The following is a 26,320-nucleotide window of genomic DNA, read 5'->3' on the forward strand; positions in this document are numbered from 1 at the left end:
CGGGCGCGTCCGCGACCTAGGCAGGCGCGCGACGCCCAACGATACCAGCGACCTGGCCCACCAGCCAATTCTGCCCTGTCGGCACGTCAGCGCCAACCATAACGCTTGCGCAGAACCGCGATGACCCGGTCGAACGGTTCTCGGTCCAGCGCCGCCGCCTCGCGTCGCATGCCGGACCGGTGCAGCCGCAGGACGCGGCTCACATCGACCCAGGACGGCCGGTTCTCGCCGTCCCACCGGCCGGCACCGACCGGCACCCAGTCGGACTCGCCGTCATGGTTCCTGCTGGTCAGTTGGACGGCGAGGAGTGTGCCGGCCGGCTCCAGCGCAACGATGAGCACCGGCCGGTCCTTGCCGCGTCCGTCGTTCTCCTCGTACGGGACCCAGGTCCAGACGATCTCGCCCGGGTCGGGGTCGCCGTCGGTGTTCGGGTTGTAGGAGGTGTGCACCCGGCCGACCGAGTGCGCCTCGGTGGTCGCGTCGGGGCCGTGCCGGCCCGGGGTGTCCTCGCCACCACGAGTGTCGTCCCTGCCGGGCCGCGGCTGCTCGCGTCGGCGCGGCGACCGATCAGCGGGTGCCCGGCGGGTGCGGCGCTGCGGTGGGGTCAGGAGTTGGCGCACGACATCACGGAGACGAGCCACGACGGCACTGTAGCGCCGGCGCACCGCTCCGGGGGCGTGCTCCGCGACTGTTACCGCTTCACCGGGTATGCAGGCGTGGTGAAGCGGGCACACCCATGGTGGACGTGATCATTCACAACAGGGCGGCGGGGAGGGCCTCGTCGACAGGGTGGATGACGTACGCGACCCCGCCGGACCCGCCGGCCGTCTCGCCGTCGGCGGTGCGCCGCTGGGTGCGCAGCCAGACCTGCTCGAACTGCTCGCGCTGGTAGACCCGCCGGACGGTCTCGTTGGACGGCGACGCCGGGTCGTTGACGATGACGTCGCCGTCGTCGGTGAATCCGACCACCACGAACAGGTGCCCGTTCGTGTCGTACCCGGCGCCGTCGAGCTCGTCCTGCCGGAACGACTGCGACGTCACCACCGGGATCCCGGCCGCGATGAGCCGTTCGACGTCGTCGAGGGAGCCCAACCGGGTGACGAACGCGTCCAGCCCGCCGACGGCGGCGGCATACGCGGTGTTGAACGGCCAGTTGCCGGCGCCCCCGTACTCGTGGTCCCACGTCATGCGGGCCGCGTGCGCGACCTGCGGGTCGGTGTAGCCCGGCTCGATCCAGGCCATGTCGTCGTTGGAGGGGGTGACGCCGTAGTACTCCATGACCATGGTCGTGGAGGCCGGGCTGCACCATACGGCGCCGCCTCCGCCGTACTCGGGGTAGGAACCGGCGTGGATGTTCTGCGAGCGACGGGGGACGTCCAGTTCGGTCCCCCAGGCGATGCCGCCCTCGCTCGGCTCGACGGCGAACCGTTCCGGCACGTCCGACGCCATCACGGTCAACCCCCACACCCGGGGAGTGGCCAGCGACCCCGGCGCGCGGTGCAGCGTGAGCCGCAGCTGGTGGGCGTCGATGCGCACGCCGGAGTCGGCGTCGGTGACGGCGACGGTGTCGGTGAGCACGGTGCTGCGCCCATCGGACTGGTCGTCGACGCTGGTGCGCTTGATCGCGCCGTCGCCGCTGGCCCAGACGCCCATGGTGTACCAGGGCGTGGTGGTGCCGTCGCTGTAGGTGCCCTGCAGCTCGACGGAGATCCAGGTGCCGTGCGGGGTGGAGGCGTTCCACGATGCGATGAGCTCGGTGGCGCCGAGGCCTGCGTCCGTCACCGGTGAGGTCCAGGTGGAGTACTCCCAGGTGGCGTTGCGGCCGGTGTGCGGGTCGGTGTAGTCGCGGGTGCCGGCTGGTGCTGTCATGACGACACCTGCGTGGGTGCCGGGCAGCGGCCACAGGCCGTCGGCCTCGCCGCCGGCCCAGTCGGCGGCGGTGGTCCAGCGGGCGAGGCCCACCTGGCTGTCGCCTTCGTCGTCGGCGGCGGGCGCCGACGACGACACGTCACCGTCGGCGACGGGTTCGGCGACAGGAGCGCCGGCGGCCGGCGGGACGGAGGCCGGCAACGCCGCGACCACGAGGGCGGCCAGGCCGGCCAGGGCGACGGTGTACGCGACGCCGCGGGCGAGCAGGGACGCGGCGGCGGGCGGGCAGTACATCGTGACTCCCGGAGACGACGAGCGAACCGGTGGACGCGGGCAGCGGGCAGGCGGCGCCCCGCGCACGGCGGCTCGGACCGCACCCACCCACCGCACACTATGGCTGGTCCGGCGGACCGTTTCCAGCCCGGGTCGCGGCGCGTCGCACGTACGCCCCGGAAGATCGATCCTGGGGCTCATCTCGGAGGAGGCCGGGCTCCGGGGCGTCGAGCGCTCCGCAGGTGGCCGCGTCGTGGAGAAGCGGGAGGCACGGCGGCGGCGCGCTCCACTCGACGCCGGCGCGGTGCCGGATCGCGGAGGAGCATGGGATGATGTCCGGTACGGGCCGGTGTGTTGTTGCCCGACCGCCCGTCATCGAACCGCCTGCGAGGAAGCTGCGTGCCTGTCAGTGAGAACGCGCCGGTTCCGTCGGCCACGCCGCCGGAGCTGATCCGCAATTTCTGCATCATCGCCCACATCGACCACGGCAAGTCGACGCTGGCCGACCGGATGCTGCAGCTCACCGGCGTCGTCGACGATCGGTCCATGCGGGCGCAGTACCTCGACCGCATGGATATCGAACGCGAGCGCGGCATCACCATCAAGAGCCAGGCGGTTCGGCTGCCGTTCACCTCGCAGTCCGGCGACCACGCGGGTGCCACGTACGCGCTGAATCTGATCGACACCCCCGGGCACGTCGACTTCTCCTACGAGGTCAGCCGCAGCCTGGCCGCCTGCGAGGGCGCGATCCTGCTGGTCGACGCGGCGCAGGGCATCGAGGCGCAGACGCTGGCCAACCTGTACATGGCGCTGGAGAACGACCTCACGATCATCCCGGTGCTGAACAAGATCGACCTGCCGGCGGCGCAGCCCGAGAAGTACGCCGCGGAGCTGGCCCACCTCATCGGCGGTGACCCCGACGACGTCCTGCGAGTGAGCGGCAAGACCGGCGAGGGCGTGCTGGAACTGCTCGAGCGCGTGGTCGCCGAGGTGCCCCCGCCGGTCGGCGACGCCGGCGCCCCGGCCCGCGCCATGATCTTCGACAGTGTCTACGACACCTACCGCGGCGTCGTCACCTACGTGCGCGTCATCGACGGCCGGCTCACCCCGCGCGAGCGCATCCTCATGCTCTCCACCAAGGCCACCCACGAGCTACTCGAGATCGGCGTCATCTCGCCGGAGATGCATCCGGGCGCGGGCCTCGGCGTCGGCGAGGTCGGCTACCTCATCACCGGGGTGAAGGACGTCCGCCAGTCGAAGGTCGGCGACACCATCACCGACGCCCAGAAACCGGCCGCCACGCCGCTGGCCGGTTACCGCGAGCCCAAGCCCATGGTGTTCTCGGGCCTGTTTCCGCTGGACGGCTCGGACTACCCCGACCTGCGTGAGGCGCTGGACAAGCTCAAGCTCAACGACGCCGCCCTGGTCTATGAGCCGGAGACGTCCGGGGCGCTCGGCTTCGGGTTCCGATGCGGGTTCCTCGGCCTGCTGCACCTGGAGATCGTCCGGGAGCGGCTGGAGCGCGAGTTCAACCTCGCTCTCATCTCGACCGCGCCGAACGTCGTCTACACGGTCTTCATGGAGGACGGGAGCGAACACACGGTCACCAACCCGAGCGAGTTCCCCACCGGCAAGATCGCCTCCGTCCAGGAACCCGTCGTCCGCGCCACCATCCTGGCGCCGAGCGAGTTCGTCGGCACCATCATGGAGCTGTGCCAAGCCCGCCGCGGCACCATGCACGGGATGGACTACCTGTCCGAGGACCGCGTCGAACTGCGCTACACCATCCCGCTCGCCGAGATCGTCTTCGACTTCTTCGACGCGCTCAAGTCGCGCACCCGCGGCTACGCCAGCCTCGACTACGAGCCCACCGGTGACCAGGAGGCGGACCTCGTCAAGGTCGACATCCTGCTGCACGGCGACCCGGTCGACGCGTTCAGCGCGATCGTCCACCGCGAGAAGGCCTACGCCTACGGCGTCGCGATGGCCGGCAAGCTCAAGGAGCTCATCCCGCGGCAGCAGTTCGAGGTGCCCATCCAGGCCGCCATCGGCGCCCGGGTGATCGCCCGCGAGAACATCCGCGCCATCCGCAAGGACGTCCTCGCCAAGTGCTACGGCGGCGACATCACCCGTAAGCGGAAGCTGCTGGAGAAGCAGAAGGAAGGCAAGAAGCGGATGAAGATGGTCGGCCGGGTCGAGGTGCCCCAAGAGGCCTTCATCGCCGCGTTGTCCTCCGACTCCAACTAGCCGCCCGCCCCGAGCCACCTTGATCATGGCGCTCCTTCTGTCGCCATAGCCGCACTTTGCGCGCCATGATCAAGGACCGTTGCTATCGTGCGAGCGTGCCGACCCCTGTCCACGCTCGGAACCATCCCACCGCCCTGTTCTACGGAGACTCCATCGTGACGGGCTGGCGCGGCACGACCGAACCGCGCAGCAGGTGGACGAGCCGGGTCAGCGACCGGCTCGGCTGGCGCGAGATCAACCTGGCCGTCAACGGAATGGGGTACTTCCGGCGCCGCGGGCCCCGCGACGGCAACGGAGAACTGTCGCCGTCGGCGACGGACACCACCCTGCTGGATGCCGCCATCCGGTTGGCGCCCGACGTCGTCGTGGTGTGCCTCGCCGCCAACGACGTCCAGTTCATGGACGAGCACGGCGAGCAGATCGCCGCCAGCGTCCGGCGCGACCTCACCCGGCTGCGGAGCGAACTGCCCGGGGTACCCGTCGTGGTGACGACGTACTTCCCGACGGCTGACCTGCCCCCGCGGGCCGCGCGTCTGCACACCTGGATCACGGCGGCGTGTACTGAGTTGGACCTCACGTACGTCGAGGACTTCCGGCTGGCCGTGAACGGCTCACCGGCGTTGCTGTGCGACGACGGAGTTCACCCGAACGACGCCGGCCACGCGGCCCTGGCCGACGCCGTCTATCCCACCCTGCACGGGCTGGGGCTCTAGGCGCCGATCAGCCGACGGTGGGGGCTGGCGGGAAGCCGAGATGCGCGAGCGCCTGGCGCAGCACGATGCCGTGCCCGCCCAGCATCTCCTTCTGCACGCCGTCGTCGGCGGCTTCCTCCGGCGACAGCCAGATCAGGTCGAGGGCGTCCTGCTGCGGCGCGCAGTCCCCTGCGACCGGGATGACGAATGCCAGCGCGACCGCGTGCTGCCGCGGGTCGTGGTACGGCGTGACGCCCGGTGTCGGCAGGTACTCGGCGACCGTGAACGGCGATGGCGACACCGGGATGCGCGGCAGCGCCAGCGGGCCGAGGTCCTTCTCGATGTGCCGCAGCAGTGCGTCGCGGATGCGCTCGTGGAACATCACCCTGCCGGCTACGAGCTCGCGTCGGATCACACCCTCGGGCGTGGAGCGCAGCAGCAGGCCTACCGCCGTCGCGACGCCGGTGTCGTCGACGCGGACGGGGACCGCGTTGACATAGAGGATGGGCAGACGACGGCGCGCGTACGCGAGGTCGTCCGGGGTGAGCCAGCTCTCGTGGGAGTCGACGGCCGTCTGGTTCATGGGTCTGTTCTATCTGGCGCCCGCCGATTTCGCCTACAGATGATCACGATCCGGCCGGTCGACCATCGGGCGGAGCGAGCCGCGCCCGCGGGGCGGCGCCAGCCGCAACCGCCGCTCAGGTCCGGTTCAGGAACCCGATGACCGCCGCGCTCCACCAGGCGACCTGCGACGACAGCGCCACGGCGAGACCAGTCCGCACCAACCGCGGCGACGGCGAACGACGTGCCGCCAGCCGCCGACCGACCGCCAACGCCAGCACGCCGGCCAGGCATGTCACCGTCACCATCGCGACCTTCGCCAGGGTGAGCGGCGCCGACAGCTCCGGCTCCAGCAGCATGCCGGAGACCAGGAGGCCGGCCAGGCCCAGCCAGATCGGTACCGCCAGCGCTCTCGCGGTGGCGACCACCGACTCCAGGCTGCCGCGGCCCAGCCGCCACCGCAGCCCGAACCAGTCCACCGCGAGCACGCTGCCCAACCCGACCACCACGCAGGCCAGGTGCGCGAACTGGGCCACCGAGCGCACCCCCGGATGCGGATCCAATAGCTGGCTCACCACGACGACGGCGCCGAGCGCAGACAGGGCCGTGGCGGCGAGCGCCGCCTCGGCCCGCGTGACCAGCGGAGGATCCCACCGGCGGGCCGGCGACGGCGTCGTGCGTTCCGGCGGCGCCGGAGCCGGCTGCGGTTGCGGCTCCGGCACCGCCCCGGCCGACGCGTCGCCCACCGAGCCGGCGTCGGCCGCCGTACCGGTGTCGGCCGCCGTACCGGTGTCGGGACGGGACGCGGCGGGGTCAGCCGCAGCTGGGTGCGTCTGTGAGCTGGTCGCGGGCATCGTTGAAACCCCCGATGTTCGTCGGGGCCGCGGCCCAGGCCGACACCCAGAGTTCCTGGGCTTCGAGACCGTCCATGTCGCCGTTGGCATGGGAGATCATGGCGTTGAGGTGGTTGGCCCAGTCGCCCATCGCTGCGGTGGCGGCGACGACGGCTGCGTCCACGCTCACTTCCCGGGCCAGGCAGTCCTGGGCTCGCTGGACCAGCCGCTCGGTTGCCTCGACGTCGGCGAGGCCGGTGCAGGGCGGCTGCGCTTCGTATGCGTCCAGTGCGGTGTTGGCGCGGGTGACGTCGTCGGCGCCGGCCAGCCGGGTGCGTTTCCAGATCGCGCGCATCTCCTCCTGGCTGATCGCGCCGGCCAGCATGTCGGTTCGTGCCTGGACGTGTTCGTGCCAGTGGCCGATGCCGACCTCGGCGACGGCGACGAGTTCCTCGCCGGCACCGAGGCGTGCGGCGCAGGCCTTGATGGCGTTCTGGGCCTGGCTGGCAGCCTCGTAGGAGTTGATGGATCCGGTGGCCGCACCGGTGGGCGGCGCCGCGGCGCCGTCAGCGCTCGACCCGGCCGATGCCGATGCCGGTGTGGAGTCGTCGGCGCCGGTGCCGGAGTCCGTTCCGGTCAACGCGCGCGCTGCGGCCCAGCCGACGAGCGGGAGAGTGATGACAACAACTGATGCGACGGCGAACCGGCCAATTCCGGATCGCTCGCGTTTTCGTCGCCGTGGCAAAGGAGCCCCCCTTCAATCCACCGGGCATTTTGGCATAAATGTGTGATCAAATACATAGCGGTGAAAAACGGCGTAGATCAGGACGTTCTTGATCTTGAGTTCGCGGAGAATCTCGCACCGCATCCGGTGATTGCCTGAAGTTCTGCATCGTGCGTCGCCTTTGCAGGTCCGGCACACGCGGCAATGCGGGAATTTCATGCGGCCGGATATGACGCATCGTGAAGTGCTCGCGAAAGTGGGCGGGGAATTCACTGGGACGTCACGCCGCGGACGCTTCGGCGCCGCGCCCGGCCGCCAGCATGACGGCCGTGCGCATCCTGCAGGCCGCCAACTTCGTCGCGCCGCACTCCGGCGGGATCAGGACCATGATGCGTCACCTCGCCGACGGTTACGCCGCGGCCGGCCACGAGGTGGTGGCGGTCGTGCCGGGGGAGCGCAGCGCCACCCGCGCCACGCCGTTCGGGCGGGTCATCGAGGTCGCCGCGCCGGTCGTCCCGGCGACCGGCGGCTACCGCGTGATCACCCGGTGGCGTGCTGTCGAGGACTTGCTGTCGGTCGTGGCGCCGGACCGGGTCGAGGTGTCCGACCGATTCACCCTGGCCCGGATCGGGCCGTGGGCGGCCCGCCGCGGCATCCCGTCCGTGGTGTTCTCGCATGAGCGGCTGGACGCGCTGCTGCGCTTTCACCTCGGCCGGATGCTGCCGACCCGTTACGTCGCCGACCGCTGGAACCGGCGGCTGGCCGCCGCGTTCGACACCGTCGTGTGCACCACCCAGTGGGCGGCGGAGGAGTTCGTCCGGATGGGTGTGGACAACCTCGCGCACGTCCCGCTCGGCATCGACCTCGACACCTTCCACCCCCGCCGCCGTGACCCCGCCCTGCGGGCGGAGCTGGCCCGCGGAGCCGACCTCGTCGTAGTCACAGCCGTGCGGCTCTCCCCGGAGAAGCGCCCGGACCTCCTGGTGCCGATGGTGCAGGAACTGGGCCGGCTCGGCGTGAACGTGCGGCTGGTCGTGTGCGGCGACGGGTCGGTGCGTGACCTGGTGGCGGAGCAGGCCGCCGGCCACCCCGTGACCATGGCCGGCTTCGTCCCCGAACGCACCCGGCTCGCCGCGCTGCTGGCCAGCGCGGACGTCGTCGTCGCTCCCGGTCCGTACGAGACGTTCGGACTGGCCGCGCTGGAGGCGATGGCGTGCGGCACCCCGGTGGTGGCAAGTTCGTCCGGTGCGCTCCCGGAACTTGTGGTGGGCGGGGCCGGGCGGACCGCTCCGCCGGACCCGGCCGCGATGGCCGCAGCCGTCGCCGACGTCGTCGCCGCGGGCCCGGCGGCCCGGCACGCGGCTCGCCGCCGGGCGCGGGACTTCTCCTGGTCGGATACGGTTGAAGAGATGCTCGCGGTGCACGGTTTGCAAACAGGTGCGCCGCAGAGGGTGTCGCTGGAAGCTACCAGGTCGTAACCTTCCTCCACCTGGCCGCGACCGGTCGGCAACCGTACGGCTGAATGGGAGGAAGCATGGGCCTGGGCACCACTGACAAGGCGGACCTCGTCGCCGAACGTCCGCCGTCGGTCGGTCGGATGTTCCTGGATCGGGTGGAGGCCACGCCGAACCGCGAGGCGTACCGCTACCCCGATGGTGCCGGATGGTCCTCGCTGACCTGGGCGCAGACCAAGGACCGCGTGTGGGCACTGGGCGCCGGCCTGCTCGACCTCGGCATCGAGCACGAGCAGCGGGTGGCGCTGGCCTCGTCCACCCGGGTCGAGTGGATCCTCGCCGACCTCGCCATCAACGTCGTCGGTGCCGCCACCACCACGGTGTACCCGACCACCACGCCCGAGGACGTCTCCTACATCCTCAGCGACTCCGACACCTGCGTCGTCTTCGCCGAGAACGACGAGCAGGTGCGCAAGGTCCTCGAGCACCGGGCCGAGCTGCCCGCGCTGACGCGCATCATCGTGTTCGACGGCACCGGCGACGACGACCTCGTGCTCACCCTCGGCCAGGTCGAGGAGCGCGGCCGTGCCCTGCTGGCCGAGCGGCCCACCGCCGTCGACGACGCGCTGGCCCAGGTCGGACCGGAGACGCTGGCCACGCTCATCTACACGTCCGGTACCACCGGCCGGCCCAAGGGCGTCCGGCTGGTCAATGACAACTGGGTCTACGAGGGCGTCGCGGTCGATCTGTTCGACATCCTCAGCATCGACGACGTCCAGTACCTGTGGCTGCCGCTGTCGCACTCGTTCGGCAAGGCGCTCGAGGCCATCCAGCTGCGCATCGGCTTCGCCACCGCCGTCGACGGTGACCTCGACCGCATCGTCGAGAACCTCGGCGTCGTCAAGCCGACCTTCATGGCCGGCGCGCCGCGCATCTTCGAAAAGGTCCGCGCCAAGGTCATCACCGGGGTCGAGAACGAGGGCGGCCCGAAGGCAAAGATCTTCGCCTGGGCGTTCGGCGTCGGCGCCAAGGTGTCCGCGCTGCGGCAGGCCGGCCGCGAGCCCAGCGGTGCGCTGGCGTTCCAGTACCGGCTGGCCGACAAGCTGGTCTTCAGCAAGATCAAGGCGCGGCTGGGCGGCAACATCAGGTTCTTCGTCAGCGGTGCCGCGGCGTTGTCCCGCGACGTCGCCGAGTGGTTCCACGCCGCCGGCATGCTCATCCTCGAGGGCTACGGCCTGACCGAGACCAGCGCCGCGTCATTCGTCAACATGCCGTACGACTGCCGCTTCGGCACCGTCGGCCCGCCCGCGCCCGGTACCGAGGTGAAGATCGCCGACGACGGCGAGATCCTGCTGCGCGGCCCGGGCGTCATGCGCGGCTACCACAAGCTGCCCGACGTCACCGCCGAGGTGCTCGACGACGACGGCTGGTTCCACACCGGCGACATCGGCGAGGTCGTCGACGGCTATCTGCGGGTCACCGACCGGAAGAAGGACCTCATCAAGACCTCCGGCGGCAAGTACGTCGCGCCGCAGGAGATCGAGATCATCTTCAAGGCGGTCAGCCCGTACGCCAGCCAGATCGTCGTGCACGGCGACACCCGCAACTACTGCACCGCGCTGATCACGCTGGACCCGGACGCCATCACCGAATGGGCCGAGCACCACGGCATGGCCGGCCGCTCGTACGAGGAGCTGGTCCGCTCCAGCGAGGTCCGTGCCCTGGTCCAGCGGCATGTCGACGAGCTCAACGCCCGGCTCGAGCGCTGGGAGACCATCAAGAAGTTCGAGATCCTCCCGCACGACCTCACCGTCGAGAGCGGCGACCTCACCCCGAGCCTCAAGGTCAAGCGCAAGGCCGTGGAGAAGAAGTACATGGACGTCCTGGACAGCATGTACAGCTGACCGACTCCCAAATGATCACGTGGACCACGGGTGCTCCCGCGCCACCAGGAATGCTTGCCTGGTGGCGCGGGAGAACGCTGGTACCGCCTGGTGACCGCCTGTGATCGCCTGCTGATCGCTCCCGCCCGGGCCGCCGCCGAAGCCGCCCGGCGACAGGGAGACAATGGGTCGTGCCCTCGACCCTGCCCGACGGTTCGCCCGCGCCCGCCGACGGCTCCCTGCCGCCCGCGGCGCTGGCCGGTGTCGGCAGCCGTCCCTTCGGCGTCTACCTGCACGTGCCGTTCTGCACGACGCGCTGCGGCTACTGCGACTTCAACACCTACACCGCCGACGAGCTCGGCTCGGCGCCCGGCGCTTCGCGTGCGTCGTGGGCCGACGGCGCCATCGCCGAGCTGCGGATCGCGCGCCGGGCGCTGGGCGACGCCGACGTCCCGGTCGCCACGGTGTTCGTCGGCGGTGGCACGCCCACGCTGCTGCCGCCGGCCGAACTGGGCAAGGTGCTGCGATTCATCGACGACGAGTTCGGGCTGGCCCCCGGCGCCGAGGTGACCACCGAGGCCAACCCGGAGTCCGTCGACGCCACGTCGCTGGCCCAGCTGCGCGAGGCCGGGTTCACCCGCATCTCGATCGGCATGCAGAGCGTCCGGCCACACGTCCTCGCCGTCCTCGACCGCGTCCACACACCCGGCCGCCCGGCGGGGGCGGTGGCGGAGGCCAAGCGCGCCGGGTTCGAGCACGTCAGCCTCGACCTCATCTACGGCACGCCGGGCGAGAGCGTGGCCGACTGGCGCGACAGCGTCGAGACCGCGTTGGCCGCCGGGCCTGACCACGTCAGCGCCTACGCCCTCATCGTCGAGGAGGGCACCCGGCTGGCGGCCCGGATGGCCCGCGGTGAGCTGCCGCTTCCGGACGACGACGACCAAGCCGACAAGTACGTGCTGGCCGACGAGCTGCTGACCGCGGCCGGGTACGCGTGGTACGAACTGTCGAACTGGGCGACCTCGGCCGCGGCCCGCTGCCGGCACAACGAGCTCTACTGGACCGGCGCAGACTGGTGGGGCGTCGGCCCCGGCGCGCACAGCCATGTCGGCGGAACCCGCTGGTGGAACGTCAAGCACCCGGCGGCATGGGCGTCCCGGCTGGCCGCCGGCTCCAGCCCGGCGTACGCCCGCGAGATGCTCGACGCCGAGACCCAGCGGGTGGAGCGGGTCCTGCTCGAGGTGCGGCTGGCCACGGGGTTGCCGCTGGACGCGCTCGACGACGACGGCCGGCGCGCGGCCGCGCAGGTGGTCGCCGACGGCCTCGCCGACGACACCGCGCACGCCGATGGCCGCCTGGTCCTGACCCGCCGCGGCCGCCTGCTCGCCGACGCCGTGGTTCGCGACCTGCTCCCATGATCATCAACGGTTGGGTGTGTGATGGCACCCGTAACCGTTGATGATCATGGGGCTCGCGTGGGATCAGGGCTGAGGAAGTCCTCCCAGTCTTCGAGGCGGCGGTACCCGGTGACGGTCGTCCGCGCGCAGCCATCGATGCGGCGTGGGAGTTCGTCAACGGGGCGAGGCGGACCAAGCTGCAGCGCATCACCTCGTTGGACGCGCACCGCGCAGCGAAGGAGGCGCCCACCGAGGCCGCACGTCTCGCGGCGCGCGCCGGCGGCGACGCCGCATCCGCCGCGTATCTCCACCCGATCGCGAAGGCCACCCAGGTGGGCCACGTCCTGCGCGCTGCGGCCAGTGCGGCCCGCGTCGCCGAGTTGAACGCAGGCGATGATCCCCGCGCCGGCATCGCGGTCATCGAGCAGGCGCGGCGGCGCGCCACACCGGCACTGATCGATGTTCTCGGTCGCTATCCGCTCGCGCCGGCTGGGAAGGGCCGGGTCGCGTTGCTTATGACCATCTTGGACAACTCCCTGCGTGTGTCGCTGAATCGCCAGGACACCTCATGATGGCTTGATCATTTCCGGTATATGGTCGCGCGGCCGACGTTATGATCAACTTCCCGACGTCGACGACGATGGTGCCGATGAGCGTGAAGAAAAGACGGGGATCACCGCCGCCAGCCGGACGAGCATGGGCCGGCCGCGGGGCAAGGGCCACGCCGTCCAGGCGACGATCTGGGGCCGGTCGGCGGCCGGCACTGCTCGTGCCGACGAGAAACGGGTCATCGGCCGTCGCCGTGACAGGGAGCTCGAGCCCTACCGGCGGCTGAAGCCGACCATCGACGACGACATCCGACGGCTGATGAATCTCAGGGATGGCCTGGCGACGGGTCGGTGACGAAGTCGATCATCTCCTCCACCCGGCCCAGCAGCGAGGTTTCGAGGTCGGTGTAGGTCGTCACCGCGCCGAGGATGCGCGCCCACGCCTCCCACGGCTCGACGTTCCAGCCGAGGCGGGCCATGACGCCCTCCTTCCATGGCTCACCCTTGGGTACGTCCGGCCAGGCCCCGAGCCCCAGCACTGACGGCCGTACCGCCTGCCACACGTCGATGTAGGGGTGTCCGACGATGAGGACGTGCTCGGCGTGCGCACCGCCCCGCACCGCGTCGGCGAGCCGTGATTCCTTGCTGCCCGCGACGAGGTGATCGAGCATGACGCCCAGCCGCCGGCCGGGTCCGGGCTCGAAGTCGTCGACGACGGCGGCGAGGTCGTCGGCCCCGCCGAGCTCCTCGACGACGACGCCCTCGACCCGCAGGTCATGGCCCCAGACCTTTTCGACCAGTTCGGCGTCGTGCTTGCCCTCGACGTAGATGCGGCTCTCGCGGGCCGTGCGGGCTTTGTGGTTCAGCACCGCGACGGAGCCGGACGCGGAGACCATGCGGCCGGGCTGGCGGGGCGCTGTCGGGCGGACCAGCGCGACCGGTTTGCCGTCGATCCAGAAGCCCGGGCCGAGCGGGAAGGCGCGGCGCTTGCCGTGCCGGTCCTCGAGGATGACGCCGTGCTTGTCGACTTCCACGACGGCACCGCAGAACCCGGTCTGCACGTCCTCGACGACGAGCCCGTGCTCGGCCGGCTGCTCGGTGCTGGCGGGGCGCCGGGGATGCGGAGAGTCGGCCAGGACGTCGCGGCCGTAACGGTCGGAGTAGCTGCTCACGATTCGTGACGGTACTGGCTCACCGTGGCCGGGCGCGGCAACGACATGCGCGCGGGGTGGGGGCGCGAAAAGGCCCCCGCCGCTGGAGGCGACGGGGGCCCGTGGCGCTCGGACTCAGTGGATCATGACCGGAGCGGCCTCGCCTTCACCCTCGCCTTCGAACGCCGCTTCCTCGCTCTCCGGCGTGGCGTTGACGAACGCGAAGGCGATGGCCGCGGCCACCACCAGGATGCCGACGGCCCACCAGATGGCGGTGGTGTAGCCGTTGACCATGCCCTGGAGTTGCACCAGCTCCGGCGACGACGCACCGGCCAGGTTCGCGCTGATGTACGTCGTCGTGGCACTGGCGGCGATGGTGTTGAGCAGGGCTGTGCCGATGGCGCCGCCGACCTGTTGCGAGGTGTTGATCATCGCTGACGCGATGCCGGCGTCGCGCGGCTCGACCCCGTACGTGGCCAGGCTCATGGCCGGCATGAACGTCGAGCCCAGCCCGAGGCCGAGCAGGAGCTGCGCCGGCAGCAGGAGACCCACGTACGAGCTGTCCACGCCCATCTGAGTGAGGATCAGCATGCCCGCGGCGGCTACCAGCAGACCCGGCGTCATGATGTAGCGCGCCGGGACCCGAGTCATCAGCCGGGCACCGATCTGGGTGGAGCCGATGACCATGCCGGCCACCATCGGCAGGAACGCCACACCGCTGCGGACCGGACTGTAGTCCTTCACGATCTGCAGGTAGTAGGTGAGGAACAGGAACAGGCCGAACATCGCAATGACGGCCAGGCCGAGCGCGAGGTACACGCCGCCTCGGTTGCGGTCCAGCAGTACGCGCATCGGCAGCAGCGGCGCCTTCACGCGACGCTCGACCATGACGAACGCGCCCAGCAGGACGACGGTCAGCACGAACATCGAGATGGTGCCGGCCTCGGACCAGCCCTCCGTCTCCGCCCGGGTGAAGCCGTAGACCAGCGTGACCAGGCCGAGGGTGCCCAGCAGGGTGCCGGGAATGTCGAGCGGCGAGCGGTTGCGGGTGCCCTTCGGCTCGAACACCTGGGTCAGTGCGCCGACGAACGCCACCGCCGCGATCGGGATGTTGACGAAGAACACCCAGCGCCAGTCGAGGTACTCGGTGAGGATCCCGCCGAGGATCAGACCGATGGCCGCGCCACCACCGGCGATGGCACCGAAGATGCCGAACGCCCTGGCACGTTCCTTGGTCTCGGTGAACATGACGGCCAGCAGCGACAACGCGGCCGGTGCCAGCAGCGCGCCGAACACACCCTGCAGCGCGCGGGAGGCGAACATCATGAACTCGTTGGCGGCCGCGCCACCGAGGGCTGACGCCCCGGCGAAGCCGATGAGTCCGGTGAGGAACGTGTTCTTGCGGCCCCACATGTCGGCCACCCGGCCGCCGAGCAGCAGCAGGCCACCGAAGGCCAGCGCGTAAGCCGTGATGACCCATTGCCGGTTGGCGTCGGAGATGCCGAGGTCGGCCTGCGCCGACGGAAGCGCGATGTTCACGATGGTCGCGTCGAGCACGACCATCAGCTGCGCCACGGCGATGAACGCGAGCGCCCGCCAGCGCCGTGGATCTGGCTGAGTTGTTTCAGGCATGACGAGTCCAATCAAGGTTTTCCGTGTCCAGGCGAGTCGTCTACGAACATGACGGTTTCGCCCGGGTAGATGTGACATGCAGGCGGGACAGGGCTCAGGCGGTGTCGGCTTCGAAGTCCTCGAAGGTCACCGCGGTTCCGCACAGCTCGGACCTGGCGGGCGTGTGCAGGCCATCCAGGAAGAGCTGCAAGTGCCGGTGCATGAACCGCTCGACCTGTGAACATGCGGTTCCGGCGACCGGACGGGTGAGCTGGGTGATCGCGACCATGAGATCACCCAAGGCGATGTCGGGCCGGAGCTGGCCGGACCGGCGGGCGTTGTCCATGAGGCGCGTGACCGTCGCCTCGAGGCGTTCGCGGGCATCCACGACGTGGGGATCGTTCTTGTCGAACCCCTCGTGGAGGAGGGACGAGAGCGCGCCTACGCGTTCGTCGGCGGCTCGGTGGACGAAGCGCCGCAGCGCCTGGAACGGGTCGGGCTCCTCGGCGAGGGCGGCCTCGGCCTGTTCGGTGATGCGGGCCATGGAATACGACGCCACGACGTGCACGAGTTCGTGGCGGTCGGAGAAGTGCCGGTACAACGTGGCGTTGCCAACCCCGGCGCGGTGCGCGATGGCGTCGAGCGGCACGTTCGGCCCGTGTTCGACGAATGCCTCGCGTGCCGCGGCGATGATGCGCTCGCGGTTGCGGGTGGCGTCAGTACGGACCGGACCCGTCTTGCGGTCGGCCGTCGCGCTGGCGCCCATCGGATCCCCCTTCGAGGTCGTACCTGAACCGGGGGAACTTTCCCCGGTTCCCGATCCGGGGAAAGGCTCCCCGGATCGACGGACACAGGCTCAAACGGGGAGTGTGTCCCCGGATATTTCCGGACCTGGCTGTGACCTGCGTCACATGGATGGCTGGACAGGCGCCGTCGCCCCGGCGTCAACGCTCGCAGCGAGGCGCGGTCGGGAGCAAACGAATTTTCCAGCACGGCCACGACGCTACTCACGGGGTCCGACAAGGTCGGTCCGCTGCTCACCGATGTGGGTGGCCGAGCGGGCGGCTCGGTGAGCCGCCGTGAGCGTGGCGCGACGCGGGCCCGCCCGATTACGTAGAATTGGCACTTCGAAGGGTCGAGTGCCAAAGTGATCGCGACGGGAGGTGTGCTCGGTTGTCCATCGATGACCGCAAGCTCGACGTCCTACGGGCGATCGTCCAGGACTATGTCGCCACTCAGGAGCCGGTCGGTTCGAAGGCGCTGGCCGATCGGCATCAGCTCGGGGTGTCGCCGGCCACCATCCGCAATGACATGGCCGTGCTCGAGGACGAAGGCTATATCGCCCAGCCCCACACCAGCGCCGGTCGGGTGCCCACTGACAAGGGCTACCGCTTGTTCGTCGACCGGCTCTCCACGGTGAAGCCGCTGTCGTCGCCCGAGCGCCGGGCCATCCAGACCTTCCTCGACGGCGCCGTGGACCTCGACGACGTCGTCTCGCGCACCGTGCGACTGCTCGCCCAGCTCACCCGGCAGGCCGCTGTGGTGCAGTACCCGTCGCTGAGTCGCTCGACCGTGCGCCATGTCGAGCTGGTCATCCTGGCGCCGGACCGTGTGCTCGTCGTGCTCATCACCGACACCGGCCGGGTCGAGCAGCGGGTCGTTGAGCTGCCCGCCGACGCCGACGACACCCTCGTGGGTGAGCTGCGCGCGCGCATCAACGCCCTCGTCGTGGGCCAGGACTTCGCCACCGTCGAGACCCGCGTCACCGAGCTGGCCGAGCGCTTCGCCCCCGAGGACCGCGCCACCGTCGCCGCTGTCACGGCCACGCTGTTGTCCACGCTCATCGAGCGGCACGAGGAGCGTGTCGCCGTCGCCGGCACCGCCAACCTGGCCCGTTACGGCCAGGAGTTCGACCACGAGCTCGAGCCGCTGCTGTCCGCGCTGGAGGAGCACGTCGTGCTGCTCCGCCTGCTAGGCGAGGCCACCAGCCCGGCCACGTTCCGGGTGCGCATCGGCAGCGAGAACGCGCCGTCCGGCCTGTCGGCCACGTCGGTGGTCACCACCGGGTACGGGCCGGGCGAGTTGGCCCTGGCTAGCATGGGGGTGGTCGGGCCGACCCGGATGGACTACCCCGGGACGATCGCGGCGGTCGGCGCTGTTGCTCGATATGTCAGCAAGATTCTCTCGGCTCACTAGGGATGACAAGGGTGCCCACCACGGATTACTACGAAGTCCTCGGCGTGCCGAAGGACGCTTCCAGTGAGCAGATCAAGAAGGCCTATCGGCGGTTGGCGCGGCAGTTGCACCCTGACGTCAACCCCGACCCCGAGACGCAGGAGCGCTTCAAGGAGGTCGTCACCGCCTACGAGGTGCTGAACGACCCGCGCAAGCGTGAGATGTACGACCTCGGGGGAGACCCCCTGGCCAGCGGCGGCGGGGCGGGTGGCAACTTCGGTGGCGCGTTCTCGTTCACCGACATCATGGACGCCTTCTTCGGTGGCAGCGCCGCCCGTGGCCCGCGCAGCCGGGTCCGTCGCGGCCAGGATGCGCTGGTCCAGCTGAAGATCGAACTGGCCGACGCCGTCTTCGGCGCCACCCGCGAGCTCCAGGTCGACACCGCGGTCGTCTGTGAGGTCTGCCACGGCGCCGGTACCGCCCAGGGGGCGCAGCGGGTCACCTGCCCGACGTGCCAGGGCCAGGGCGAGGTCAGCCAGGTGCAGCGGTCTTTCCTCGGCCAGGTCATGACCAGCCGGCCGTGCCCGGCGTGCCAGGGCTTCGGGACGGTCAACCCCAACCCGTGCGTGGAGTGCTCCGGCGACGGCCGGGTGCGCACCCGCCGCACCCTGACGATCAAGATCCCGGCCGGTGTCGACAACGGCACCCGCATCCAGCTGTCCGGCCAGGGCGAGGTCGGCCCGGGCGGCGGCCCCGCCGGCGATCTCTACGTCGAGCTGGCGGTCACCCCGCACCCGGTCTACACCCGCAACGGCGACAACCTGCACTGCACGCTCCCGCTGCCCATGACGGCGGCCGCGCTCGGTACCAGCGTCGAGATCGAGACGTTCGACGGCCCGGCAACCATCGAGATCCGCCCCGGGGCCCAGCACGGCGAGCAGATCAAACTGGGGGCTCGCGGCGTGCCGAAGCTGCGCGGTACCGGCCGCGGCGACCTGCTCATCCACCTCGATGTGCAGACGCCGACCAAGCTCGACGCCCGGCAGGAAGAGCTGCTGCGCGAGCTGGCCGCGCTGCGCGACGAGGAATCCGTCCCGGGTCCCGGGCCGGCGCAGCAGCACGGCAACTTCTTCACCCGCATCCGCGACGCGTTCAAGGAAGGCCTGGCCTGACCGCCCGGCGACACCGAAATGATCACGTCGACGCGGGCGCGCGCTGCGCGAGTGGCCCGTCCTTCGGAACACAGGGTGTACGCCTGGTGATGGGCCGACCGTGAGCGCTCCAGTGTTCATCGCCGACGCCGCCGCACTACGGGCGTCGGACGAGGTCGTGCTCGACGGCGACGAGGGCCGCCACGCCGCCGTCGTCCGCCGCATCGCCGTCGGCGAGACCGTCGAGCTCACGGACGGCGCGGGGCAGCTGGCGCGCTGCGTCGTCGTCGGCGCCAGCAAACAGAGCCTCACGTGCGCCATCGAGGAACGGATCGCCGTGCCCGCGCCGCGGCCCCGGGTGGTCGTCGCTCAGGCCCTCCCGAAGGGCGACCGCGGCGAGACCGCCGTCGAGACCCTCACCGAGGTGGGTGTCGACGAGATCCTGCCGTGGTCCGCGCAGCGCTGCATGGTGCGGTGGACGGGCGAGCGCGGCGAGAAGTCGCTGCGACGCTGGCGGTCCACGGCGCGCGAGGCGGCCAAGCAGGCACGCCGGGCCTGGCTGCCGTCCGTCGGCGACGTGACGACGACGCCGGCACTCGCCACGCGGGTCCGAGACGCCGCGCTGGCCGTCGTTCTGCACGAGGAGGCGACCGCGCCGCTGGCGTCCGTCGACCTTCCCGACGACGGCGACATCCTACTGGTGGTGGGCCCGGAGGGCGGGGTGACGCCGGAGGAGATCGAGACGTTTGAGGCCGCCGGCGCCGTCACTGTCCGGATGGGACCCACGGTGCTGCGGACGTCCACCGCCGGGACGGTGGCCGCCGGCATCCTGCTCGCCCGCACCCCACGCTGGCTCCCATGATCATGTTCCCTCGCGGACCCTAAAGCGACCGCGAGGGAACATGATCATGGTCACTCGACGGTGAAGGTGCGCGAGTCGCTCATCGGGGGACGGCCCTCGCCGCCGGACACGTCCTCCTCGGTGATCACGACCTCATAGGTCCCCGGCTCCAGCTCGACCTCGAACTGGAACTCCGCGAACGTGCAGCACTCGGCGGCCGTGGTGGCACCCTGCTCGACTACCTCGCCGTCGCGGCGGACCTCCCACGGCACGTTGGCCTCGAACGTCGCCGCCTCGCCCATGACGGCGACGGGGCTGGTGACCGTGGCGCCCTCGGCCGGCTCGTTGAGCTGCATCAGCTGCCGGACCTCCAGCGGGTCGGCGCGGCCGACCGGCTCGGCGAGCGACACCCCGTCCAGGGCGTCGACCGGCTGGCCCTCGACCGTGATGCGCACCGGCAGCGAACCGTCCTGACCGCTGCTCGCCGCCGCGGCCGTCGCGGTGTAGACGACCTGCTGTACGGCCAGCTCGGCCGCCGAGGGCTCGGTGTCACCGGCGGTGACCTCCGGCAGGGCGGTGAGGTCGACGGTGATGACGTCGACGCCCACCTCGGCGGAGCGGACCAGGTCCGGCTGCCACAGGCTCGAATAGTCGGGATCGGCCGGGTCGGCCAGCTGGCGCAGCGCGGCGAGCACCGGCGGGTCGGCGGTTTCGACCGTCTGGAACTCCCGTGCCAGCCGGGGGCCTGCGCCGGAATCGGCGACGAAATAGACCGGCAGCGAGAGCGTCTCGACCGGCCCCGTCGATGGTGGCTCGCTCGGCGGCGTGGTCTGGTCGCCACCTGGCGGCGTCGGCGACCCGGAGCCGTCGGCGGGGGTGCGTGACGGCGACGACGTGGTGGAGGCGATGGGGTCGTCGGAGCCGTCCAGGGCCATGACGCCGCCGACCAGCACCGCCACGGCCACCGCCGTCGCCGCGGCCAGGCCCAGCAGCACCGGCCGGCGCCACAGCGGCACGTCCTTCGTGCGCCGGCGGATCTGCGCCAGCCCGTCCGGTCCCGGCTCGACGTGTTCGGCCGCCCGGTTCAGGGCGGCGTGGAGGCGCTGTTCCTCAGGTGTCCAGTCCTCGGGGGTGTTCATGGTTGCCTCCTCACGACCACTCGGCGAGCGCTGCGCGCAGTCCGGCCATGCCGCGGGAGGCATGGCTCTTCACCGCTCCGTTGCTGATCTTCATCGCCCTCGCGATCTCCGATTCGGACAGGCCGCCGTAGTACCGCAGGACCAGCGCCTCGCGCTGGCGGTCCGGCAGCTCCCGTAGGGCGTCGACGACGGCGGACGTGGCGGCGTCGAGGACGGCGTGGTGCTCGGCGCTGGGTTCGTGGACCGGGGGGTCAGCCGGATGCCGGGCCGCGACCCCACGCCGTCGCTGGATCGAGCGGCAGCCGTGCACCACGGAGGTGCGCAGGTACCCCACCGCCGCGGCCGGGTCGCGCAGCCGGCGCCAGCGGCGGTGCAACGCCACGAAAGCGTCCTGCACGACCTCCTCGGCGACGGCGTGGTCGCCCTGGAGCAGCGTCGCGAGCCGGACGAGGCGCACGTAGTGAGCTGCGTAGAGCTCCGTGATCGCTTCGTCGGCGCCGGACTCGGTCCTGTCCTCCACCACATACCCCTAGTGACGCGTTGCCGGCCGTGTTGGTTTACCGGCCGGCGCCGTTCCCCGATGCGGGCCACAACCGTAGGCGATCGCGGGGACGATCTTCAGGCGAACGGAGCCATCACCGGGTTTGTCCTCGCCTCAGGCGGCAAGCATTCCTGGGGGAGCGTGAGTACCCATGGTGGACGTGATCATTTCCGACGGGGTCAGCGGACGTCGTCGCCGGTCACCAGTTCCGGGTTCGCGGCCAGGAAGGCGTCCATGTCGTCGGCGGTCAGGGCGGTCCACAGCTGGCCGGCACGTTCCTCGTCGTACACCACGATGCTCTGCGACCCGGCCATGCCGGTGCCGTCGGTGGGCACCGTCAGGAACGTCATGTCGTTGGCGCGCAGGCCGTTCATCGACAGCCCGAGCTCGACCATGCCGAACGCGGACAGTTCGTCGTCGACCCGGGCGGCCTGGCCGATGGCGCCGGCGATGCCGTTGACCTTGCCTGGGCTGGTGAGGGTCCCGGACGAGATCAGCTCGGTCATCAGCGCGCGGAGGTAGTTCTGCTGCCGCTTGACCCGGTCGAAGTCGCCGCCGGGCAGGTCCTTGCGGTCGCGCACGTACTGCAGGGCCGTCGCGCCGTCGAGGGTGTGCTCGCCCGCCGCCAGGGTGGTGCCGTCGGCCAGGACCGTCTCGTCGTCGAACGTCATGGTGACGCCGCCCAGCTCGTCGGTGAGTGCCTCGAAGCCGTTCCAGTCGATCAGTGCGAGGTGATCGACGCGGATGCCGGTGAGCTGCTCGACGGTTTGCACGAACAGCGCCGGCCCGCCGAACGAGTACGCGGCGTTGATCTTGTTCTGCCCGTGGCCGGGGACGTCGATGTAGGTGTCTCGCGGGATGGAGACGAGGTAGCCGCGGTCCCGGCCCTCGGGGAAGTGCGCCAGCATGATGGTGTCGGTGCGGGCGGCACCGGGCTCGTAGACGTCCACCTTGTCCTCGCCGTCCAGGCCGCCGAGCAGGAAGGTGATGCTGTCGCCGGGCGCGTCGGCCGGCCGCTGGTCCTCGGGGATGTCGAACGCGTCCGGGATGCGCTCGATGTTGGACGACAGCCGGTTGACGAACCAGAACGCGCCGCCGGCGACGGCGAGGATGAGGACCAGCAGCGTGACGAGCACGCCGATGAGGATGCGCCGGTTGCGGCGGCGGCGCGGCCGGTCGTCCGCGGGAGGGGTGGTGCCCGCGGGGTCGCCGGGCTCGTGATCGACGGTCGGGTTCGACATGGCTCCAGAGAGTACGGTTCGGGGCTGGGACGAGGCCGGAGGACACCCCAGCCCGTGGCGCCTCCACTGTGATGACGCCCCGAGCGGCGACCGGGTTGCGCCGGATTCTCGCGGCCGCGGCCCGTACCATCCGACGTACCCGAGATCCCGCGACGCGGAGGCATTGTGAGCCCAGACCCGGACTGCCTGTTCTGCAAGATCGTCGCCGGTGCCGTGCCGGCCACCGTGGTGCTCGAGACGAGGCGGACGCTCGCCTTCCGCGACATCTCGCCGCAGGCGCCCACGCACGTGCTGGTCATCCCGCGCGATCACCACCGGGACGTCGCCGAACTGGCCGATGCGTCCCCGGAGACGCTGGCCGAGCTGGTCGACACCGCGCGGGCGGTGGCCGCCGACGAGGGAATCGACGCGTACCGGCTGGTGTTCAACACCGGGGCGCAAGCCGGTCAGTCCGTGTTCCACGTGCACGGTCACGTGTTGGGCGGGCGCGCCATGACGTGGCCGCCCGGCTGAGCGAACCCGCGGCCGTGCCTTGCGGCCCGAAAGCAAGCCCACCGAAAAACAGGGCTGACCTGTCGGTGGACACGGGTAGCATGACAGGAACCGTCAGCGCAGCACTCCGAGACCGAAAGAAGGCGTGAACAGGCCCCGCGTGGCCGACCCATGACGAAGACAGAACAGGCCGAACAGCAGGCCGCCCAGCACACGATCGTCATCCCGTCGAGCATCTCCATGGTGAGCTTGCTCGGCTCCGGTGACGAACTGATCAGGGTCGTCGAGGCGTCGTTCCCCGGCGTGGACATCCACGTGCGCGGCAACCAGATCACCATGACCGGCGTACCGGGCGACATGGCCGAGGCCGAGGCCGCCATCGACGAGATGGTGGCGGTGCTGCGCACCGGTCAGGGCCTCACCCCGGAAGCGGTCGAGCGCACGGTCTCCATGCTGCGCTCACGCACCAGTGAGCGCCCGGCCGACGTGCTGACCGCGAACATCCTGTCCAACCGCGGTCGCACCATCCGGCCCAAGACGCTCAATCAGAAGCGTTACGTGGACGCGATCGACCGGCACACGGTCATCTTCGGCATCGGCCCGGCAGGCACCGGCAAGACGTACCTCGCCGTCGCCAAGGCGGTGCAGGCATTGCAGGCCAAGCAGGTCAGCCGCATCCTGCTCACCCGTCCCGCCATCGAGGCCGGCGAGCGGCTCGGTTTCCTTCCCGGCACGCTCTCGGAGAAGATCGACCCGTACCTGCGGCCGCTCTACGACGCCCTGCACGACATGATGGACCCGGCGTCCATACCGCGGCTCATGACCGAGGGCACCATCGAGGTCGCACCGCTGGCATACATGCGCGGCCGCACGCTCAACGACGCGTTCGTCATCCTCGACGAGGCGCAGAACACCTCGGCCGAGCAGATGAAGATGTTCCTCACCAGGTTGGGCTTCGGGTCGAAGATGGTCGTCACCGGCGACGTCACGCAGGTCGACCTCCCCGCCGGCACCACGAGCGGGCTGCGCGTCGTGCAGGAGATCCTCGACGGCATTGAGGACGTGAACTTCTGCCGGCTGACCAGCCACGACGTGGTCCGGCACCGGCTGGTGGGCGACATCGTCGACGCATACACCCGCTACGACGCCGCGCAGGAGGCGGCGCAGGGCAACGGGCGGTCGCGCGTTCCCGGCCGGCGCTCGTGACCATCGAAGTCAACAACGAGTCCGGGACCGAGATCGACGAGAAGACCCTCTCCGACCTCGCCCGCTTCGTCCTCGACCACCAGCGCATCCATCGCGGCGCGGAGCTGGCCATCCTGCTGGTCGACACCGCCACCATGGAGCAACTGCACGTGCAGTGGATGGACGAGCCCGGCCCGACGGACGTCCTGTCGTTCCCCATGGACGAGTTGCGGCCCACGCCGGACGACGCCGAGCCGGAGCCCGGCCTGCTGGGTGACGTCGTGCTCTGCCCCGACGTCGCCGCCACCCAGGCCAAGGCCGCCGGCCACAGCGCCGCCGAGGAGCTGGAGCTGCTGACGGCGCACGGCATCCTGCATCTGCTCGGGTACGACCACGCCGAGCCGGAGGAGGAGAAGGAGATGTTCGGTCTGCAGAAGCAGCTGCTTACCGACTGGCGCAAGGCCCGAGGCGGCCGCTGATGGTCGCCTCAGCCCGCTGGGGGGAAGGCTCGCCCCGATGACGACGCACGATCTGCTCGTCGCCGTCCCGGTCCTGGCCGCCGACGGTTCCGGATCGGACGGGTGGGCCGGAGGTACCTCCATCGCCTGGCTGCTGGGTTCGGCGGCGGTCCTGGTCGTCCTCGCCGGGCTGATCGCGATGGCCGAGGCGGCGCTGTCCACCTTCTCCTACGCCCATGCCGAAGAGCTGCGGCGCGAGGGCCGGCGCGGGTCGACGGCCCTGAGCCGGGTCGCCGCCGACCCGGTGCCCGCGCTGAACACGGCACTGCTGCTGCGGATGCTCACCGAGATCGCCGCGGTGGTGCTGGTCGCGGTGGTCTGCGAGGAGTACTTCGACCCCTGGTGGCAGACCCTGCTCGTCGCGGCGGGCTCCATGGTGGTCGTGTCGTTCGTGGTCATCGGGGTCGCACCGCGCACTATCGGCCGCCAGCACGCCGACGGCGTCGCGCTCGCCTTCGCCGGGCCGCTGCAGAGCGTCACCCGGGTACTAGGCCCGATCCCACGGCTGCTGATCCTGCTCGGCAACGCCCTGACCCCGGGCAAGGGCTTCCGTGAAGGTCCGTTCGCCACCGAGGCCGAGCTGCGCGAGCTGGTCGACCTGGCCGAGGCCGGGCGCATCATCGAGTCCGGCGAACGGCAGATGATCCATTCGGTGTTCGAGCTGGGCGACACCCTGGTGCGTGAGGTCATGGTGCCGCGCACCGACGTCGTGTTCATCGAGGCCGGCAAGACGCTGCGGCAGTTCCAGTCGCTGGCGCTGCGCAGCGGGTTCAGCCGCATCCCCGCGGTCGGCCCGGGCGGTCTCGACGACGTCGTCGGCATCGTCTACCTCAAGGACGTCGCCCGCCGGCTCTACGACAACCGCGACGCCGAGTCCGTCGAGCGGGTCGAGTCGGTGGTGCGCCCGGCGTTCTTCGTCCCCGACTCCAAGCCGGCCGACGACCTCCTGCGTGAGATGCAGGCCCAGCGCACCCACGTGGCCGTGGTGGTCGACGAGTACGGCGGCACCGCCGGCCTGGTCACCATCGAGGACATCCTCGAAGAGATCGTCGGCGAGATCACCGACGAGTACGACGCCGACGAGGTCGGCGTCCAGACGCTCGACGAGGGAGTGGTCCGGGTCAGCTCGCGACTGCACGTTGACGACCTCGGCGAACTGTTCGGCATCGAACTGTCCGACGACGACGTCGACACCGTCGGCGGTCTCATGGCCAAGCACCTCGGCCGGGTCCCCATTCCCGGCGCGGAGGTCGACGTCGCCGGGTTGCACCTGGTGGCCGAAGGTCCAGCGGGCCGCCGCAACCGCATCGGAACCGTCCGGGCCAGCCGGCGCGTTCAGGTCACCGACACCCAGCCGCACGAGGAGCACGCGTGAGTGACGCACTGGATCCGGAAGACGCGAAGATCCTGACTCTGGCCAGGTCGGCCCGGGCCCGCGCCGGTGCGGCCGGCGGCGCGGCCGTCCGTGATCTCGACGGCCGCACCTACGCCGCAGCCGATGTCGTGTTGCCGTCGCTGCGGCTGACCGCATTGCAGGTCGCGGTCGCCAGCGCGGTGTCCAGCGGCGCCGTCGGCCTGGAGGCCGCGGCCGTCGTCACGGAGGCCGCCGCGGACGGCGTCGACGTGGCGGTGGCGGGTGATCTCGGCGGGCCGGGTGTCCCGGTGTTCGTGGCCGGGCCGGACGGCACGCCCGTAGCGACGGTTCGAACGTAGATATCAGCATCCGAGTGCGCTAACGTGCGGGCCGTCCCAGTCCGGCGATGTTCCGTACGTCCGGCCGCCTGAGGCGGGCGG

At 70.7% G+C, this 26,320-nt stretch carries 25 protein-coding genes and 1 pseudogene; 15 read left to right on the forward strand and 11 right to left on the reverse strand.

Annotation, left to right across the window (positions count from 1 at the left end):
• Positions 1 to 86: 86 nt before the first annotated feature.
• Both JIAGA_RS30465 and JIAGA_RS30470 read right to left on the reverse strand, forming a co-directional pair.
• Complete coding sequence (locus JIAGA_RS30465) at positions 87 to 641, reverse strand: type II toxin-antitoxin system PemK/MazF family toxin (RefSeq protein ID WP_211239706.1); 555 nt, start codon at positions 639 to 641, stop codon at positions 87 to 89.
• 112 nt (positions 642 to 753) lie between these two features.
• A complete protein-coding gene (locus tag JIAGA_RS30470; RefSeq protein WP_051426207.1) occupies positions 754 to 2,163 on the reverse strand; it encodes a peptidase C39 family protein in 1,410 nt (469 codons plus the stop codon).
• Positions 2,164 to 2,499: 336 nt separating this feature from the next.
• Between JIAGA_RS30470 and lepA the strand changes: the two genes are divergently transcribed.
• Together lepA and JIAGA_RS0117230 are read left to right on the forward strand one after the other, a co-directional pair.
• A complete protein-coding gene (gene lepA / locus JIAGA_RS0117225; protein ID WP_084470364.1) occupies positions 2,500 to 4,389 on the forward strand; it encodes a translation elongation factor 4 in 1,890 nt (629 codons plus the stop codon).
• Between the two features lie 95 nt (positions 4,390 to 4,484).
• On the forward strand, positions 4,485 to 5,102 hold the full coding sequence (locus JIAGA_RS0117230; protein ID WP_026876626.1) for an SGNH/GDSL hydrolase family protein: 618 nt from the start codon (positions 4,485 to 4,487) through the stop codon (positions 5,100 to 5,102).
• A 7-nt stretch (positions 5,103 to 5,109) separates the two neighbouring features.
• Here JIAGA_RS0117230 and JIAGA_RS0117235 read toward each other — a convergent pair whose 3' ends face one another.
• The 3 genes from JIAGA_RS0117235 to JIAGA_RS0117245 form a co-directional block, all read right to left on the reverse strand.
• Positions 5,110 to 5,664 carry an NUDIX hydrolase family protein gene (locus JIAGA_RS0117235; protein WP_026876627.1) on the reverse strand — a complete coding sequence of 185 codons (555 nt, stop codon included), beginning with the start codon at positions 5,662 to 5,664 and terminating at the stop codon, positions 5,110 to 5,112.
• A 115-nt stretch (positions 5,665 to 5,779) separates the two neighbouring features.
• The gene (locus JIAGA_RS33225) at positions 5,780 to 6,496 is read right to left on the reverse strand and encodes a hypothetical protein (RefSeq protein WP_051426208.1); all 717 of its coding nucleotides are present in this window, start codon (positions 6,494 to 6,496) and stop codon (positions 5,780 to 5,782) included.
• Positions 6,456 to 7,115 (reverse strand): hypothetical protein, encoded by a 660-nt coding sequence (locus JIAGA_RS0117245; protein WP_026876628.1) that lies wholly within the window; start codon positions 7,113 to 7,115, stop codon positions 6,456 to 6,458. Before JIAGA_RS0117245 ends, JIAGA_RS33225 begins: the two co-directional genes overlap by 41 nt.
• A gap of 413 nt (positions 7,116 to 7,528) precedes the next feature.
• On the opposite strand from JIAGA_RS0117245, the gene JIAGA_RS30480 reads away from it, so the two are divergent.
• From JIAGA_RS30480 to JIAGA_RS34640, 5 genes and pseudogenes are all read left to right on the forward strand, one after another.
• A complete protein-coding gene (locus JIAGA_RS30480) occupies positions 7,529 to 8,677 on the forward strand; it encodes a glycosyltransferase (RefSeq protein ID WP_051426680.1) in 1,149 nt (382 codons plus the stop codon).
• A 56-nt stretch (positions 8,678 to 8,733) separates the two neighbouring features.
• Complete coding sequence (locus JIAGA_RS0117255) at positions 8,734 to 10,557, forward strand: AMP-dependent synthetase/ligase (protein WP_026876629.1); 1,824 nt, start codon at positions 8,734 to 8,736, stop codon at positions 10,555 to 10,557.
• Between the two features lie 170 nt (positions 10,558 to 10,727).
• A complete protein-coding gene (gene hemW, locus JIAGA_RS0117260) occupies positions 10,728 to 11,954 on the forward strand; it encodes a radical SAM family heme chaperone HemW (protein ID WP_026876630.1) in 1,227 nt (408 codons plus the stop codon).
• A gap of 68 nt (positions 11,955 to 12,022) precedes the next feature.
• Positions 12,023 to 12,505: pseudogene (locus JIAGA_RS0117265) on the forward strand (putative immunity protein); the annotation flags it as partial.
• Positions 12,506 to 12,509: 4 nt separating this feature from the next.
• Entirely contained in the window at positions 12,510 to 12,836 is a 327-nt protein-coding gene (locus tag JIAGA_RS34640) for a hypothetical protein (protein ID WP_157553263.1), read from the forward strand.
• On the opposite strand, the gene JIAGA_RS0117275 is transcribed toward JIAGA_RS34640, so the two are convergent.
• The 3 genes from JIAGA_RS0117275 to JIAGA_RS0117285 form a co-directional block, all read right to left on the reverse strand.
• Positions 12,808 to 13,656, reverse strand: coding sequence for a DUF3097 family protein (locus JIAGA_RS0117275; protein WP_026876633.1), 849 nt, complete (start codon positions 13,654 to 13,656; stop codon positions 12,808 to 12,810). The genes JIAGA_RS34640 and JIAGA_RS0117275 overlap by 29 nt on opposite strands.
• A 111-nt stretch (positions 13,657 to 13,767) precedes the next feature.
• On the reverse strand, positions 13,768 to 15,264 hold the full coding sequence (locus tag JIAGA_RS0117280) for an MFS transporter (RefSeq protein WP_026876634.1): 1,497 nt from the start codon (positions 15,262 to 15,264) through the stop codon (positions 13,768 to 13,770).
• A 94-nt stretch (positions 15,265 to 15,358) separates the two neighbouring features.
• The gene (locus JIAGA_RS0117285; RefSeq protein WP_026876635.1) at positions 15,359 to 16,009 is read right to left on the reverse strand and encodes a TetR/AcrR family transcriptional regulator; all 651 of its coding nucleotides are present in this window, start codon (positions 16,007 to 16,009) and stop codon (positions 15,359 to 15,361) included.
• A gap of 407 nt (positions 16,010 to 16,416) precedes the next feature.
• On the opposite strand from JIAGA_RS0117285, the gene hrcA reads away from it, so the two are divergent.
• From hrcA to JIAGA_RS0117300, 3 genes are all read left to right on the forward strand, one after another.
• The gene (hrcA, locus tag JIAGA_RS0117290) at positions 16,417 to 17,439 is read left to right on the forward strand and encodes a heat-inducible transcriptional repressor HrcA (RefSeq protein WP_026876636.1); all 1,023 of its coding nucleotides are present in this window, start codon (positions 16,417 to 16,419) and stop codon (positions 17,437 to 17,439) included.
• Between the two features lie 11 nt (positions 17,440 to 17,450).
• Positions 17,451 to 18,590, forward strand: coding sequence for a molecular chaperone DnaJ (dnaJ, locus tag JIAGA_RS0117295; RefSeq protein WP_211239708.1), 1,140 nt, complete (start codon positions 17,451 to 17,453; stop codon positions 18,588 to 18,590).
• A gap of 100 nt (positions 18,591 to 18,690) precedes the next feature.
• Complete coding sequence (locus JIAGA_RS0117300; RefSeq protein ID WP_026876638.1) at positions 18,691 to 19,431, forward strand: 16S rRNA (uracil(1498)-N(3))-methyltransferase; 741 nt, start codon at positions 18,691 to 18,693, stop codon at positions 19,429 to 19,431.
• 50 nt (positions 19,432 to 19,481) lie between these two features.
• Here JIAGA_RS0117300 and JIAGA_RS33230 read toward each other — a convergent pair whose 3' ends face one another.
• From JIAGA_RS33230 to JIAGA_RS30490, 3 genes are all read right to left on the reverse strand, one after another.
• Complete coding sequence (locus tag JIAGA_RS33230) at positions 19,482 to 20,549, reverse strand: Gmad2 immunoglobulin-like domain-containing protein (RefSeq protein WP_051426209.1); 1,068 nt, start codon at positions 20,547 to 20,549, stop codon at positions 19,482 to 19,484.
• A gap of 10 nt (positions 20,550 to 20,559) precedes the next feature.
• On the reverse strand, positions 20,560 to 21,069 hold the full coding sequence (locus JIAGA_RS0117310; protein WP_211239709.1) for a SigE family RNA polymerase sigma factor: 510 nt from the start codon (positions 21,067 to 21,069) through the stop codon (positions 20,560 to 20,562).
• Positions 21,070 to 21,269: 200 nt separating this feature from the next.
• Entirely contained in the window at positions 21,270 to 22,331 is a 1,062-nt protein-coding gene (locus tag JIAGA_RS30490) for an LCP family protein (RefSeq protein WP_051426210.1), read from the reverse strand.
• Between the two features lie 165 nt (positions 22,332 to 22,496).
• Here JIAGA_RS30490 and JIAGA_RS0117320 point away from each other — a divergent pair, with 165 nt between their 5' ends.
• The 5 genes from JIAGA_RS0117320 (at position 22,497) to JIAGA_RS0117340 (ending at position 26,239) form a co-directional block, all read left to right on the forward strand.
• The gene (locus JIAGA_RS0117320) at positions 22,497 to 22,844 is read left to right on the forward strand and encodes a histidine triad nucleotide-binding protein (protein WP_245597201.1); all 348 of its coding nucleotides are present in this window, start codon (positions 22,497 to 22,499) and stop codon (positions 22,842 to 22,844) included.
• A 150-nt stretch (positions 22,845 to 22,994) separates the two neighbouring features.
• Positions 22,995 to 24,029: a PhoH family protein gene (locus tag JIAGA_RS30495; RefSeq protein WP_035812653.1), complete on the forward strand. Its 1,035-nt coding sequence runs from the start codon at positions 22,995 to 22,997 to the stop codon at positions 24,027 to 24,029.
• On the forward strand, positions 24,026 to 24,487 hold the full coding sequence (gene ybeY, locus JIAGA_RS0117330; RefSeq protein WP_026876641.1) for an rRNA maturation RNase YbeY: 462 nt from the start codon (positions 24,026 to 24,028) through the stop codon (positions 24,485 to 24,487). The genes JIAGA_RS30495 and ybeY overlap by 4 nt, the downstream gene beginning before the upstream one ends.
• 37 nt (positions 24,488 to 24,524) lie before the next feature.
• The gene (locus JIAGA_RS30500; protein WP_084469753.1) at positions 24,525 to 25,901 is read left to right on the forward strand and encodes a hemolysin family protein; all 1,377 of its coding nucleotides are present in this window, start codon (positions 24,525 to 24,527) and stop codon (positions 25,899 to 25,901) included.
• Positions 25,898 to 26,239: a hypothetical protein gene (locus JIAGA_RS0117340; RefSeq protein WP_026876642.1), complete on the forward strand. Its 342-nt coding sequence runs from the start codon at positions 25,898 to 25,900 to the stop codon at positions 26,237 to 26,239. The genes JIAGA_RS30500 and JIAGA_RS0117340 overlap by 4 nt, the downstream gene beginning before the upstream one ends.
• Positions 26,240 to 26,320 lie beyond the last annotated feature (81 nt).

The organism is Jiangella gansuensis DSM 44835 (assembly GCF_000515395.1).
In the GTDB taxonomy this organism is placed as follows: domain Bacteria; phylum Actinomycetota; class Actinomycetes; order Jiangellales; family Jiangellaceae; genus Jiangella; species Jiangella gansuensis.